The organism is Microlunatus sp. GCM10028923, assembly GCF_042666975.1.
GTDB lineage: Bacteria > Actinomycetota > Actinomycetes > Propionibacteriales > Propionibacteriaceae > Microlunatus.
Map to the genome: position 1 here is coordinate 141,054 of NZ_JBHTFF010000016.1, position 13,901 is coordinate 154,954.

General features: G+C 69.7%; 11 protein-coding genes. 4 read left to right on the top strand and 7 right to left on the bottom strand.

Annotated elements, in window-relative coordinates; translation table 11 throughout:
- Positions 1-69 precede the first annotated feature (69 nt).
- Positions 70-942: a sugar phosphate nucleotidyltransferase gene (locus tag ACFQU4_RS31025; RefSeq protein WP_377499627.1), complete on the bottom strand. Its 873-nt coding sequence runs from the start codon at positions 940-942 to the stop codon at positions 70-72.
- Between the two features lie 220 nt (positions 943-1,162).
- Positions 1,163-2,170, bottom strand: coding sequence for a LacI family DNA-binding transcriptional regulator (locus ACFQU4_RS31030; RefSeq protein WP_377499629.1), 1,008 nt, complete (start codon positions 2,168-2,170; stop codon positions 1,163-1,165).
- A 235-nt stretch (positions 2,171-2,405) separates the two neighbouring features.
- Between ACFQU4_RS31030 and ACFQU4_RS31035 the strand changes: the two genes are divergently transcribed.
- Positions 2,406-3,152 (top strand): sugar phosphate isomerase/epimerase family protein, encoded by a 747-nt coding sequence (locus ACFQU4_RS31035; RefSeq protein WP_377499631.1) that lies wholly within the window; start codon positions 2,406-2,408, stop codon positions 3,150-3,152.
- 5 nt (positions 3,153-3,157) lie between these two features.
- Positions 3,158-4,267, top strand: a complete 1,110-nt coding sequence (locus ACFQU4_RS31040; protein WP_377499633.1) for a Gfo/Idh/MocA family protein — start codon at positions 3,158-3,160, stop codon at positions 4,265-4,267.
- A 71-nt stretch (positions 4,268-4,338) separates the two neighbouring features.
- Here ACFQU4_RS31040 and ACFQU4_RS31045 read toward each other — a convergent pair whose 3' ends face one another.
- Positions 4,339-4,746: a hypothetical protein gene (locus ACFQU4_RS31045; protein WP_377499635.1), complete on the bottom strand. Its 408-nt coding sequence runs from the start codon at positions 4,744-4,746 to the stop codon at positions 4,339-4,341.
- Between the two features lie 162 nt (positions 4,747-4,908).
- Positions 4,909-7,467: a glycoside hydrolase family 2 protein gene (locus ACFQU4_RS31050; protein ID WP_377499637.1), complete on the bottom strand. Its 2,559-nt coding sequence runs from the start codon at positions 7,465-7,467 to the stop codon at positions 4,909-4,911.
- Between the two features lie 242 nt (positions 7,468-7,709).
- Here ACFQU4_RS31050 and aspS point away from each other — a divergent pair, with 242 nt between their 5' ends.
- Positions 7,710-8,987 (top strand): aspartate--tRNA(Asn) ligase, encoded by a 1,278-nt coding sequence (gene aspS / locus ACFQU4_RS31055; RefSeq protein ID WP_377499639.1) that lies wholly within the window; start codon positions 7,710-7,712, stop codon positions 8,985-8,987.
- A gap of 85 nt (positions 8,988-9,072) precedes the next feature.
- On the opposite strand, the gene ACFQU4_RS31060 is transcribed toward aspS, so the two are convergent.
- Both ACFQU4_RS31060 and ACFQU4_RS31065 read right to left on the bottom strand, forming a co-directional pair.
- Complete coding sequence (locus ACFQU4_RS31060) at positions 9,073-10,929, bottom strand: alpha/beta fold hydrolase (protein WP_377499641.1); 1,857 nt, start codon at positions 10,927-10,929, stop codon at positions 9,073-9,075.
- 218 nt (positions 10,930-11,147) lie between these two features.
- Positions 11,148-12,107 carry a helix-turn-helix domain-containing protein gene (locus ACFQU4_RS31065; protein WP_377499643.1) on the bottom strand — a complete coding sequence of 320 codons (960 nt, stop codon included), beginning with the start codon at positions 12,105-12,107 and terminating at the stop codon, positions 11,148-11,150.
- A 143-nt stretch (positions 12,108-12,250) separates the two neighbouring features.
- Between ACFQU4_RS31065 and ACFQU4_RS31070 the strand changes: the two genes are divergently transcribed.
- Positions 12,251-13,114 (top strand): glycerophosphodiester phosphodiesterase family protein, encoded by an 864-nt coding sequence (locus ACFQU4_RS31070; protein WP_377499645.1) that lies wholly within the window; start codon positions 12,251-12,253, stop codon positions 13,112-13,114.
- A 73-nt stretch (positions 13,115-13,187) separates the two neighbouring features.
- On the opposite strand, the gene ACFQU4_RS31075 is transcribed toward ACFQU4_RS31070, so the two are convergent.
- A complete protein-coding gene (locus ACFQU4_RS31075; RefSeq protein WP_377499647.1) occupies positions 13,188-13,850 on the bottom strand; it encodes a hypothetical protein in 663 nt (220 codons plus the stop codon).
- Between the last annotated feature and the right edge of the window lie 51 nt (positions 13,851-13,901).

Consider the following 13,901-nt stretch of genomic DNA (forward strand, 5'->3'; position numbering starts at 1 on the left):
TTCGATCCACTGCCGCCGGCGGATGATTCTGCCCCGCACCCAGGGCCTTGCGGCAAGCCCCAGGGTCCGCTATACCTTGGAAATAGAGGGAGTCGCCGACTCCCGAGCCGCCATCATCGCGACGTTGGCCCGGTGCCAGCCGTCCAACGATCCACAGTCGAAGTAGCTGCCCCCGGCAACCGACACAGCGATCCCGCCGCGGGCCAGGAGTTCGAGCAGTGCGTCGGTGATCATCGCCTCCCCGGTGTCAGGATTCACCGCCTGCTCGCTGACCACGCGAAAGGCGGACGGGCTCAGGTAGTAGCGACTGATGTTGGCGTACCTGCCGTTGGCCGTGCTCGACTTCTCGACCAGGGAGACCAGTCGACGGCTCGTTCCATGATCACGGAGTTCGACGATGCCGTACCGGTGGGCCTGCTCGGCCGGCACCGCCGTCACCTGCATAGCGGCGAGGCAGTCGGTCGCTGCGCTCCGGAGGTCGGCAAGATCAACAGCGTTGCCGCCGCCGTCCGGTGCGGTCAGCAGGTCGTCGCCGGAGAGGTAGAAGCAGGACCGGTCACCGACGAAGTCGGCCGCCAGCCGGGCCGGAACCGCGGTGCCGTAGTCGCCGGAGGTGAGGTCCTGCTCGATGATCGTGAACCGGGCGGCCGCCAACTCCTCGTACGCACGCGCGATCGGGGCGAACTTGTGCGCCCAGCCTCGCGCACGCAGCGTTGCGGCCACCTCGGGCAGGCCGGCGACGTACGCCCGGATCGCCTGATCGTCGCGGTCGACGACGATGCCGATGTCGTCGACGCCCGCCACGACGAGGTCGGCCAGCAGGTAGTGCAGCACCGGCCGGTCGAGCACCGGCATCAGGCTCTTCGGCACGACTGCCGTTACCGGGAAGAGGCGGCTTCCGTATCCGGCCGTCAGGACGACCGCGCATTCGCTGCTCGACATGCCCGCGACTCTTTCATGATCTCTGCGACATCACCGATCGTCGCCGGTCCTCGCGCCTGCCGATCTCGTTCCCGTGTGCCGGCCGGTCCTACCGCTCGCGGACCTCTCGCTCTCGGCTCCCTCGACTGGGCACCTCTGCAGCGACACGCCGCCAGAACGCCTGCTTTTGTGCCCGGTCAGTGGGGTGGGGTGGGGGCGGGCCCGGGGATCCCGGCGGGGGTTAGGGGCGGCGGGTGCTGTCGCGTTCGGTGAGGGTTGGGGTGGAGTCGAGGTAGGCGCCGCTGGTGGTGCCTTCCAGGACCTCGAACATGCGGCGGGCGGCGTGGGCGCCGTAGGCCATCACGTCGTGGCTCATCGCGGACAGGGACGGGTGGGTGATCTGGCAGAGGGACGAGTCGTCCCAGGCGAGCAGGGCGACCTCGTCGGGGACGGCGACGCCGAGTTCCAGGCAGGTGGAGAGGCCGGCGACGGCCATGATGTCGTTGTCGAACAGGATCGCGGTCGGTGGGTCGTCGGAGGTGATCAACTCGCGGGTCGCGGTCCGGCCGGCCTCGGCGGAGAAGTCGGAGGCGGCGACGACGGCCTCGATCCCGGCGCGTTCGGTGGCGGTCCGGAACGCCTCGCTGCGGATCCCGACCTGGCCGTGGTCGGCGGTGCCGGAGACCCGGCCGATCTTCCGGTGGCCCAGCCCGACCAGGTAATCGACGGCGTTGATCATGGCGGTCGCGTCGTCGGTCCAGACGGCGGGGAAGCCGGCGGCCAGGCCGGGGTCGCCGATGCAGAGGACGGGCAGGTCGAGCCGGTGCAGCAGCGGGATCCGCGGGTCCTCGAGCCGGAGGTCGACCAAGATCACGCCGTCGACCCGACGCTCGGAGTTCCACTTCCGGTACGTGTCCAGCTCGGCGTCCAGGTCGGCGGTCACCTGCAGCAGCAGAGCGTACGACCGCTCGGAGAGGACGCTCTCGATGCCGGAGATCAACTCCATGAAGAACGGCTCGCTGCCGAGCACCCGCGGATTCCGGGTCAGCACCAGTCCGAACGCCTCGGTACGCGAGCCGGACAGCATTCGCGCCGTCCAGTTCGGCGCCCAGCCGAGCTCCCGGGCCACCTTGAGGATCCGCTCCCGGGTCTCGTCGGAGACGCCGGGCCTTCCGTTCAGCGCGTACGACACCGCGCCCTTGGACACCCCGCAGCGGCGGGCGATCTCATTGATCGTGATGCGAGCCACCACCACACCTCCTCGTGTCCGTGAAGGGAGACGCTACTGCATGAACTGAACCGGTTCGGTAGAGTCGGGACACATGATGGGATGCAACGGCGCCATCCACCCATGGGCGCCACCCGGCGACGGCGGATCTTCGGCCCCCAACACCAGCGGGCCACCGTCCACGATCCCGCAAGGGACGACACCGGTCAGCCACCATTCCGTCTGACCCACCGCAACCAAGTACGAGGGAGCCTCCATGTCTCATCCGACCGGCCTGTCGGTGCAGCTGTACACCGTGCGCAATGCGTTGGCCGAGGACTTCGACGGCACGCTGGGGAAGATCGCCGGCTTCGGCTACACCCAGGTCGAGCCGTTCGGTCTGACCGATTTCGCCGATCAGCTGCGGGCCGGGCTGAGCAAGCACAACCTGGCGGCTCCGTCGACCCATGTCGGCCTGCTCAAGGGCGACCAGGACGAGATCTTCGCGGTCGCCAAGGAGCTCGGCGTCTCGCTGGTCATCGATCCGCACGTCGACCCGGCCCGCTGGGAGTCGGCCGAGGACGTGAAGCAGATCGCGGCCGATCTGAACGCCGCGGCGGAGAAGGCGGCCGCGCACGGCCTGACCGTCGGCTACCACAATCACTGGTTCGAGCTGGAGTCGATCATCGACGGCCGGCATGCGCTGGAGGTGCTGGCGGACAACCTGGCCGACGGCGTGGTGCTGGAGGTGGACACCTACTGGGCGAAGGTCGGTGGTGCCGACGTGCCGGCACTGCTGCAGCGGCTGGGCGAGAAGGTCGTCGCGCTGCACATCAAGGACGGTGACGGAACCCGGGACAACAAGAAGCAGGTCCCGCTCGGCACCGGTTCGATCCCGATCTGGGACTACGTCGACGCCGCCCCGAACGCGCTCCGGGTGGTCGAGCTGGACGACAGCGAGCAGGACCTGATCGAGGCGGTCGGCTCCAGCTTCGCGTACCTGAGCGCCGGCAAGGAGGCCTGATCAACATGACGGACAAGCGCACCGGACCGGTCGGTGTCGGCATCATCGGCACCGGCGTCATCAGCAACACCTACCTGGACAACCTGAAGAGCTTCCCCGACGTCGAGGTGCTCGCCGTCGGTGACCTCTACCCGGAGGTGGCCAAGGCCAAGGCCGAGGAGAAGGGCATCGCCGAGGCCGGCGACCCGTCGGTGGTGCTGAACAACCCCGACATCGAGATCGTGGTCAACCTGACCATCCCCGCGGCGCACGCCGAGGTGGCGCTGGCGGCCGTGGCGGCGGGCAAGCACGTCTGGAACGAGAAGCCGCTGACCCTGGACCGGGCCAGCGGCCAGCAGCTGCTGCAGGCGGCCGAGGAGAAGGGGGTACGGGTCGGCTGCGCGCCGGACACCTTCCTCGGCTCCGGGCTGCAGGCCACCTTCAAGGCGCTGCAGGACGGCGTGATCGGCGAGCCGCTGACCGCGTTGATCTTGTTCCAGAGCCCCGGCCCGGAGTCCTGGCACCCCAACCCGGCGTTCCTGTTCCAGGACGGCGCCGGCCCGCTGTTCGACATCGGCCCGTACTACCTGACCACCCTGGTGCAGGCGTTCGGCCCGGCCGAGTCGGTCGCCGCGATCGGCTCCAAGTCGAAGGCCAAGCGCGTGATCGGTTCCGGCCCGAAGGCGGGCGAGGAGTTCGACGTCACGGTGCCGTCGCAGACCGCCGGGCTGGTCCGGTTCAGCAGCGGTCAGTCGCTGACCTCGATCTTCAGCTTCGACTCGCCGCAGCCGCGTACGCTGCTGGAGATCACCGGCACCGAGGCCACCTTGCTGGTCCCGGACCCGAACACGTTCCAGGGCGAGGTCAAGATCAGGAAGACCGGTTCCGACGACTGGGAGGTCATCGGCACCACGACCGAGAAGTCCAGCCGCGGCACCGGAGCGCTGGACCTGGCCCGGGCGATCCGGGAGGACCGGCCGCACCGGGCCCAGGGCGCGCTGGCGTACCACGTCCTCGACATCATGACGTCGATGGCCGAGTCCGGCGAGCAGGCTCAGTTCGTCCCGGTCGAGAGCACCGTCGCGCCGGCGGAGCTGCTGCCGGAGGACTGGGACCCGAAGGCGAAGACCCTCTGATCAACTTCTGATCATGAGGTACGCCGAGCCTGCCGGAGGATCGCTCCGGCAGGCTCGGCCCTTCTCTGGACTTAGTTGATCACGCCGATCGTGATCAACACCGCCGGCAGCACCAGCGGCGAGATCGCGAGCAGCAGGGCGAGGATGCCCCGTTTGCGGCCCTTGCCGGTGCCGATCGCCTGCACCGACAGGGTGATCGCGGCGCCGATCAGTACGACGGCCACGGCGAACGCGACGAGCATGATCACGGCGATGATGCCGGCCACCGCGACGGCCTGACCGGCCTCGGTGGTGCCGTTCTGGATCAGCTGGTTGACCGCGTTCACCAGGACTCCGAGGTTGGCCACCAGCAGCGCGATCGAGACCACGAACAGCACGACCTCGATGATCGCGACGGTCAGTGCCGCCTTCCCGAAGCCCGTCGCCCGTTTCTCCTCAGGCGTCTCGGCCGCTGCCTCCATGTCCTGTACGTCACTCATCTAGACCTCCAGGTCGGGCGCCGTGGATCTCCGGAGGCGACCCGTAGCCCCCGGCGGTCCGCGACTGCGTGTTGCGGAGCCCCGTGGTCCTGAGACTGGCACGGGTCACTCCGCGAGCGCAACCTCCCACTCCGCTGTTCCGGCGCCCGCCGGCGGCCCCGATCAGCCGGTGATCAGGTCGTTCACCGAGCGCAGCACCGGCCTGGTGGTCAGTGCCGCCTCGTCCAGCGGCGCCGGTGCGGTGATCAGGAACGTGTGCGACTGTCCGGCGGTGAGCGTGATCAGGCCGCTGTCCACCCGGGCGGCCGGATCCAGCCGGTCCGGGAAGATCGCCAGGTCCTTGATCAACGCCTCCGCCCGCACGGTGACCCGCTGGGTGTCGCCCTCGCTGGTCACCGTGATCGTCGCCGCGTCGGCCTGCGGATGCACCCGGAGGCTGGTGTCCTCGACGAAGTACCAGTGCGCGTCCGCGGCCCCCTCCGCGGTCAGGGCGAGGAACTCGGCCGACGGATCCTCCGGCGTGATCAACTCCGGCGCCGGTTCGATCGTGACGGTCGAGCGCGGCGCCGCTTCGAACGGCACCTGCTGCTCGGCCAGGGTCTCGCTGCCGAGCCCGGTGCTCCGGCGGGTGATCGACAACGTGCCGGTCCACGGCTCGTCGCTGTCGTTGTGGATGATCACGGCCGGTGCCTGGCCCTCGATCGGCTGCAGGTCGAACGGGCCGTTGCTCGCCGGCCGCGGCTGGACGGTGATCAGCCGGTCGGCGTGGACCGCCTTGAGGGCGTACCAGAGCGGCTTGCGGATGCCGGTCGAGTCGACCGCGGCCCAGGAGATCACCGGCCACTGGTCGTTCAGCTGCCAGACCACGGTGCCGCTGTTCAGCGGGTGCAGGCTGCGGAAGTGCGCGATGCCGTACCCGACCGCGCGGGCCTGGTTGAGCTGGGTGGTCCAGTGCCAGTCGTCGGCGTGGAACGGCTCGGTGCTCCACATCGGAAGATGATCACCGAGTCCGAGCTGCAGCTTGAGGTTGCCGTCGCCCGCCTTCTGGTGCACCAGCATCTGCGGCCCGAACGGGTCCAGCGGTTGATCATGGACCGCGGAGGTCAACGTGGACCAGGCCGGCGGCCCCTGGAAGCCGAACTCGGCGACGAAGCGGGCGGGGTAGTCCCGGTAGTGCGCGTAGTCGACCCGGTTCCAGACGTCCCAGATGTGCATCGTGCCGTGCCGGTAGTCGTTCGGGTAGTGGTACTTCGGCGGCGACGACGGGCTGCCCGCCGTGTACGGAGTCCGCGGGTCCAGCTCCGCCACCAGCGACGGGAGCAGATCGGAGTAGTACCCGTCGCCCCAGGTCAGTTCGCCAACCCCCGAACCCTTACGGAGCTGTGCCTTCCAGCCCCAGTCGACGTAGCCCCAGAGGTTCTCGTTGTTGCCGTTCCAGATCGCCAGGCTGGCGTGCCGGCTGAGCCGGGTGATCGCCTCCCGGGCCTCGGCCTCGACCTCGCTGGCCAGCGGCTCCTCCTCGGCGTACGCGGCGCAGGCGAACAGGAAGTCCTGCCAGACCAGGAGGCCGTGCTCGTCGCAGAGGTCGTAGAAGTCCTCGCTCTCGTAGAACCCGCCGCCCCAGACCCGGAGCAGGTTCATCCCTGCTTCCTTGGCGTCCATGATCGAATTCAGGTACGTCTCCCGGCTGGTCCGGGTGATCAACGCGTCGTCGGGGATCCAGTTGGCGCCCTTGGTGAACAGCCGGCGGCCGTTCACTACGATCACGAACTCGCTGCCGGCGCGGTCCGGTGCCGTGCTGATCTCGACGGTACGGAAGCCGACCCGGCTCTGCCAGCTGTCAGCCGAACCGACGGTGACCTTCACCGGGTAGAGCGGCTGATCGCCGTAGCCGACCGGCCACCACAGCTCGGCCTCCGGGACGTCGACCGTGATCACCGTGGCCGCGGTGCCGGGCGCGACCTCCTGCTCGGCCCGGTGGCCGCCGATCTCGACGCCGACCGTGGCCGGCGCGGTCGCTCCGGCGGCCCATTCCAGGTCGACGTGGGCGGTGAGCACACCGCCGCCGTCGGGGCGTGGTGTGGCGAGCGGGCGGACCGCGGCGATCCGGGCGGTGCCCCAGGACTCGATCCCGATCGGGCGCCAGATGCCGGCGCCGGCGAGGTCGGGGCCCCAGTCCCAGCCGTACGTGCTGGCGGCCTTGCGGATCGCGTTGTAGGGATGGGCATACGAGGCCGGCCGCGGCTCGCCGAGCTCCGCCTCCAGCCGCCGTGCCGCCGTCGCCGGACCCTCGAAGTCGATCACCAGTTCGTTGTCGCCGTCGACCAGCAGCGCGGTCACGTCGAACCGGTAGCCGCGGTGCTGGTTGGCCGTCCGGCCGATCTCGGTGCCGTTCAGCGTGATCGTCGCCACCGTGTCCAGACCGTCGGTGACCAGGTCGTGCCGGGTGCCGGCGGAGGTGTCGAACGCGAAGGTGGCCCGGTAGCTCCAGTCGGTCCGGCCGATCCAGGACAGCTTCGACTCGTTGTCGCCGTCGAACGGGTCGGGGATCAGCCCGGCGGTCAGCAGGTCGGCGTACACCTCGCCGGGCACGGTCGCCGGCGTCGCGGCGCCGGCCAGTCCGGCCCAGGGCTCGGGCAGGTCAGCGGCGGCGGTGCTGAGGGTCCAGACGATCCCGGCGGCGCTGCCGAGGTCGGTGCGCGTGAGTGATTCGGCGTTCATTCCGACGACGGTACGTGAGCGGCGCCGGCGCGGAAAACGGTACCCCCGGGACGACGGCGCGGTGCTAAATTAGGCCCGTCCCGGTGTCGACGAGCGTGACGACCTCCGAGCCGGGCCCGTCTGGCCAGCGGCGAATGGCCGATCCGAGGCCGGCCGATCTGGCCGGCGAAGGTGTGGTGGCACCGCGAGCTCCCGATCGCCCACACCTCCCGGGGCAACAGCTACCAGGAGGTGAAATGCAGATGACCACATCCACATCCGTGAAACGTACGCTGGCCGATGATCTCCGGCCCGGCGAGACGGTCATGATCGAAGGCTTCATCCACCGACGGCGCAGGCTCGCCTCGGTGATGTTCCTGATCATCCGGGACCGGTCCGGGTTGGCCCAGGTGGTGATCACCGAGGACCGCGAACGCGCCGAGCAGCTCGGCGAGGAGACCGTGATCAGGGCCACCGGGCGGGCCGTCGCGAACCCGCAGGCACCGGGCGGGGTCGAGCTGGTCGACCCCGAGCTGGAGGTGCTCGGCGAGCCGGACGGGCCGCCGCCGCTCGAACTCTGGCGGCCCGGTCTCAAGGCCTCGCTGCCGACCCTGCTCGACCACGCCGCGCTGGCCTGGCGGCATCCGGCCCGGCAGCGGGTCTGGCGGCTGGCCGCGGCGGCCCTGCAGGGCTTCCGTGGCGCACTGGAGGCGCAGGACTTCACCGAGATCGCCACCCCGAAGCTGGTCGGCGGCGCGACCGAGTCGGGCGCGAACGTGTTCGGGGTGGACTACTTCGGCCGGCCGGGCTATCTGGCCCAGTCGCCGCAGTTCTACAAGCAGATCATGGTCGGTGTCTTCGAGCGGGTCTTCGAGGTCGGGCCGGTGTTCCGGGCCGAGCCGCACGACACGGTCCGGCACCTGGCCCAGTACACGTCGCTGGACGCCGAGCTCGGCTTCATTCGTGATCACCGGGACGTGATCATGGTGCTCCGGTCGGTGATCGCGGCCATGATCGAAGCCGTCGCGGCGGTGCCGGGGGCGGAGCTGGAGCTGCCGGCAGTGCCGGCCGAGTTCCCGGTGATCCACTTCGCCGAGGCGCTGGCCCTGGTCGGCGCGGACCCGGACGAACCGGACCTGGCCCCGGAGCACGAACGCCGGCTCGGTGAGTGGGCGCGGCGCGAGCACGGCTCAGATTTCCTCGTCGTGGAAGGGTATCCGGCCGCCAAGCGGCCGTTCTACACCCATCCGCAGCCGGATGATCATCGGTGGACGAACTCGTTCGACCTGATCTTCCGGGGCACCGAACTGGTCACCGGCGGTCAGCGGCTGCACCGGCTGGCCGACTACCGGGCCGCGCTCGCCGAACGCGGTGAGGACCCGGAGTCGTACGCCGACTATCTGGCCACCTTCGGTTACGGGATGCCGCCGCACGGCGGTTTCGCGATCGGCCTGGAGCGGTTCGTGGCGCAGCTGACCGGCGCCGCGAACATCCGCGAGGTCACCCTGTTCCCGAGGGACCTGCACCGGATCACGCCCTAACCGCCCGCCAACACCCTGAGCCTGTCGAAGGGCCGAGAGCCGGAGTGGCCTTGCCCTTCGACAAGCTCAGGGAACGTTGGGGCGACTACAGGGTTCCGTTGCGGTTCAGCGCGTCGACACCCTTCTCGCCGTACACCGCCCGGACCCGCTGCCGCAGCAGCTGCTCCGAGAGGCCGGCGGCGAGCAGGTCGGCGCCGGCCTCGCTGGCGTCGATCTTGGTGCCGGCCACGGCCGGGACCCACGGCGAGGTGACCGTGCCGCCGACGTGCTTGGCCTTCTTGTTCAGCTTCGCCCAGGACTGGTACGTCTTGGTGTCCTGGACCAGCGGCAACGCCTGCGTGACCGCGATGTCCTTCGGCTGCTTCCCGGACAGGAAGTAGTTGATGATCGGCCGGTCGACCTGCTCCGTGCCGTACGGGAAGAGGCCGTGCGACCCCTCGTTGTCGATCGTGATCAAGCTCGTGTTCGGCAGCTCGGTGCCGGCCCGGTAGCCGCCCTCCCAGCCGGTCTGCGAATCCAGCTCGCCCTGCAGCACAACCGTTTCCGGGAACGTGTCAGCGTCGGCGACCGGCATCAGCGTGTTGGTCCGCCAGAACGCGCAGAGCGGCACGTCGAGCAGCCCCCACTGGTTGGACAGCGGCGCCTTCTTCGCCTGCTTGGCGTTGTGGTCCTCCCAGTACGCGGAGCCCTGGGTCCACTGGCCGTCGTTGCACCTGATCATGTCGAACGGGTCCTCGAACACGCCGGTCTCGGTCGTCTCGGCGGACCGGGCCGAACGCCGCCGCTGCTGCTCCGCGGTGGCGAGCTCGGTCAGCGGGGCGAGCTGCTCCCGGGCGTCCTTGATCTTGGAACGCTGCTGCTTGGTGGCCTGCTTCTCGATCGTGGCCAGCATCGTGTCGGCGGCGGCCGCCGGGTTCTCGGTCGCGGCCGTCCGGGCGGTTGCCTCCTCGCTCTCCCCGAACTCGATCAAGAACTGCACCACGTCGCCGGCCAGCGGGTAGTCCGCGTTGTAGCTGAACGCCCCGGCGCCGCCGAGCAGCGACCAGGCCAGCAGCACGGTGAACGGATCGAGCTTCGCCGTGGCGGCGAAGTAGCGCTCCCTGATCTTGTACGGATCCTCGCCGAGGCCGTACGTCTTGTCGTGCCGGGCGATCCAGTTGATCATGTGCATGGTGAACTGCCGGTCCCGGGCGATCGGCTGCAGATCCCAGGTGGACTGCAGGGTCGGCCGGGTGCCGTCGATCGAGGAGTCGAGCAGGAACCGGCCGCCGTACTTCGCGCCGAAGACGTTCTCGTACCAGGTGCCGAGCCAGGTCCCGTACGAGTAGCCGACATAGCTGAGCTTCGGCGCCTTCAGCAGGTGCCGGATGAAGTCCATGTCGTAGACGGTCTGCTCGGTGCTGATCGTCCGGACGTCCGCGTTGCTCGAACAGGCCTGGCCGGCCGCCTTCAGCTCGGCGTACGGATCGGTGGAGGCGGAGTCCCATTCGTACGAACAGGAGGCGTGGCTGCTCTGGCCGACCCCACGCGGATCGAAGCCGACGTAGTTGTAGTAAGGATTCAGGTCCGGCGTGCGCTCCTGCATCACCGGTCCCCAGATCAGACCCTCGCCGCCCGGGCCGCCCGGGTTGACGAACATCGTGCCCTGGTAGCGCGGGTTCTCCGGGTCGAGGTTCTTCGCCTGCGAGATCCGGATGTTCCAGGTCTTGCCGTTGCCCGGGTCGTGCCAGTCCCGCGGCACGACGACGGTCGCACAGGAGACGTTCTTCACGTTGAAGCGCTCGTTCAGCGCCGGGTCGCCGAAGTCGCAGGTCTCCCAGGCCAGCTTCTGCTGGGCCAGGTCACCGGCCAGTGCGGCGACGTCGGGGACCTTGCTCGCCGCGGCGGCCGGGGTCGACGTCGCGTAGACGGCCGACGACACCGCCAGCGCCGGCGCGAGCAACAGGCCGATCCAGCGGCGCCACGACGGTCGTGGACGTGAGGCTCGGCCCGCAGTCGAGGATGATCTTGACTGATTCATCAATGCCCTCCCGAGAATTCAACGCCCTGATCAGGGCGGATTTCGTGTGGGGTCAATGAACCAAAGGAGACCGAGTCGCCGACAGGGCCGGAGCTGGCGCGATCCGGCAATGTCCGGTTTCGGACACGATGGCCGGTGCGCTAGATCCAGCCCCGTTTGGCCGCCTGGACCCCGAGCAGGAACCGGGTGCTGGCGCCGAGCAGCTGGTGCAGCCGGTTGATCCGCCGCTGCACCGTACGCTCGCTGACGCCGAGTTCGCGGGCGATCGAGGCGTCGGTCAGCCCGGTCGCGAGCAGTTGCAGCAACTGCCGGTGCTCGTCGGCCCAGGAGGTGTCGTCCAGCGATGAGATCGGGACGGCGAGCGACCAGATCGAGCCGAACAGCCGGACCAGGGCATCCAGCAGGGTCGACGGGTGGACCAGCACCGCGTCGGCGTCCGTCGGCTCGTCGGTACGGGAGCCGTCGGCGTCGGGGGCGCTGCCGTACGGGAGCAGCAGCAGGGCCCGTTCCTCGTCGGCGATGATCATCCGGACCGGCACGTCGGGATAGGTGCGGGCCTCCTCGAGGCCGGTCGAGTTCCGGACCGCGGCCATGATCAACGGATCCTCGAGCACCGCCTGCTGGTAGACCACCCGGTACTTCACACCGCGCTGCGCCGCCGATTCCTGGACCGGCGAGATGGTGCCCTTGCGCTGGCTGAAGTACGGCGCGCGGTCGAAGCAGAGCACCTCACGCTCCGCGCCGGTCTCCACCTGGTGCATCGCCTCGCGGGCCTGGTCGATGCCGCGGATCACCTCGAGGAACCCGCCCGAGGTGGTGCCCTGGATCGACGCGTAGTGGCTGGCCGCGAGCCGGGCCCGGCGGATCCGCGCCTCCTGCTCGATCACCCACCGCTCCACCGCCAGCCGGACCGGCACCGCGACCACGTGACCGTCCTCGGCCTGCACCAGCCCGACCCGGGCCAGCTCCGCCACCGCGGCGTGATCGATCCGGTCGCCGTCGGTGGCCGTCCGCAGCAGCTGCCCGTACAAGTCCTCGGCCGCGCGCGACACCTCGAACGGAGCCAGGAATCCATCGGGTACGGGGTCGGCCGGCTCCATGCCGTCCAGTCTCCCTCAGTGAGGGGCACCACCCGACGGGTCCCAAGGCGACGGCCGGCATTCAGTCGCTGGTAACCGGGCGTTGGCGCGGGCGGGCCAGCATGACGCGCGTCGATCCGTCCCGGTCCGTCTCGGAGGTAGCCATGCCCAGCCCTGCTCGTGCCCTCGTACCCCTGCTCGCCACTCTCGCCGCCGCCCTGATCGTGCCGGCCACGGCGCCGAGCTCGTACGCCACGGACCGGAATCGGGACCCCGAGGTGATCGCCCACCGCGGCTCCTCCGGCGTCGCTCCCGAGAACACCCTGGCGGCCGTCCGGCAGGCGCTGCGGCACCGCGCCGACACCGTCGAGAACGACATCCAGCGCACCAAGGACGGCGAGCTGGTGATCATGCACGACACCACGCTGGCCCGGACCACCGACGTCGAGCAGGTGTTCCCGGACCGCGCGCCGTGGAACGTCGGCGACTTCACGCTGGCCGAGATCAAGAAGCTCGACGCCGGCTCCTGGTTCGGTTCCGCCTTCGCCGGCCAGCGGGTGCCGACGCTGGCCGAGTGGGGCACTGCCGTCGGCAGCGCGCGGATGCTGCTGGAGCCGAAGGCGCCGGAGCTCTACCCCGGGATCGAGAAGGATCTGGACCGGGAACTGAACACGGTGCCCGCGCTGCAGAAGGCGCTGAAGGACGGCCGGATCGTCGTCCAGTCCTTCAATCACGCGTGGCTGCGCGACTACAAGGAGCTGGCCCCGGAGGTTCCGGTGGGCCTGCTCTACGGAGCCAAGCCGACCGCCGCTGACATCGAGGCGGCCGCCGGCTGGGCCGAGCAGGTGAACCCGGCCCTCGGCGTGATCGACCAGGCGACCGTCGACCTCGTTCATGATCAGGAGCTGGAGATCCACGTCTGGACCGTGAACGACGGCCAGGGCATGCGCCGGGCCCGCGACTGGGGCGTCGACGGCATCATCACCAACTACCCCCAGGTCCTCCGCGACTTGCTCCGCAAGGGCTGACCCACGACCCATCGAGACTTGGGTGAATTTCCGCCGCGACTGACCGGCGGAAATTCACTCAAGATCGGCGAGGTCAGAGGCGGAGCAGGGTGATCGCGTAGGCGACGATCCAGGCGGCCCAGCCGAGCCAGCCGATCAGGCCGATCACGGCGATCCGGTTGGTGCCGTCGGCGTTGTACGGGGCGGCGGTCGCCGACGCGAAGAGCAGCGCGGCGCTGATCCAGCCGAGCCAGGCGTGCCAGGCCGGGATGAAGCCGAGGCTCGCCCCGGCGGCGGTGAAGCCGAGCACGGCGACGGCCAGGAAGACCTGGTTGAAGCCGAACAGCACGTTGCCGGCCGCCCACCAGCCGGCGACGGAGTCGCGCCGCTGACGGGCTGCCGCGGCCGCCCCGAACCGGAGCGCCTCGACGACCATGAAGGCGGCGTTCTGCATCAGGACGCCGGCGAAGCCGACCAGGGCCCAACTGTTGCTCTCGAGCGCGCCGCTGCGCCAGAGCGCGCCGAGCAGCCCGGCGGCGAACAGGGTCGTGCAGAGCCAGCCGGCCGGGGCGAACACCGACGGCAACTTGATCTTGGTCCCGGCTCCGGCCAGCGCGTCGGTGGCGGCGGCCAGGGACAGCCGGGCGCCCGGCATCGGCAGCCCGACGCGGACGTACACGACGTTGATCACGACGGCGAGCAGGACGAAGCCGAGTCCCGCCGCGCCCGCCAGCGCGGTGATGCTCACGGCGACCACGAATTCACGTTACAGTGCATCTATCGAATGTAAGCTACAGAAAGTCGGACC

Bases quoted from the DNA above. Each gene is read 5' to 3' on its own strand.
- ACFQU4_RS31025 (WP_377499627.1), bottom strand. From the start codon at position 942: ATGTCGAGCAGCGAATGCGCGGTCGTCCTGACGGCCGGATACGGAAGC.
- ACFQU4_RS31035 (WP_377499631.1), top strand. From the start codon at position 2,406: ATGTCTCATCCGACCGGCCTGTCGGTGCAGCTGTACACCGTGCGCAAT.
- ACFQU4_RS31040 (WP_377499633.1), top strand. From the start codon at position 3,158: ATGACGGACAAGCGCACCGGACCGGTCGGTGTCGGCATCATCGGCACC.
- ACFQU4_RS31045 (WP_377499635.1), bottom strand. From the start codon at position 4,746: ATGAGTGACGTACAGGACATGGAGGCAGCGGCCGAGACGCCTGAGGAG.
- ACFQU4_RS31050 (WP_377499637.1), bottom strand. From the start codon at position 7,467: ATGAACGCCGAATCACTCACGCGCACCGACCTCGGCAGCGCCGCCGGG.
- aspS (WP_377499639.1), top strand. From the start codon at position 7,710: ATGACCACATCCACATCCGTGAAACGTACGCTGGCCGATGATCTCCGG.
- ACFQU4_RS31065 (WP_377499643.1), bottom strand. From the start codon at position 12,107: ATGGAGCCGGCCGACCCCGTACCCGATGGATTCCTGGCTCCGTTCGAG.
- ACFQU4_RS31070 (WP_377499645.1), top strand. From the start codon at position 12,251: ATGCCCAGCCCTGCTCGTGCCCTCGTACCCCTGCTCGCCACTCTCGCC.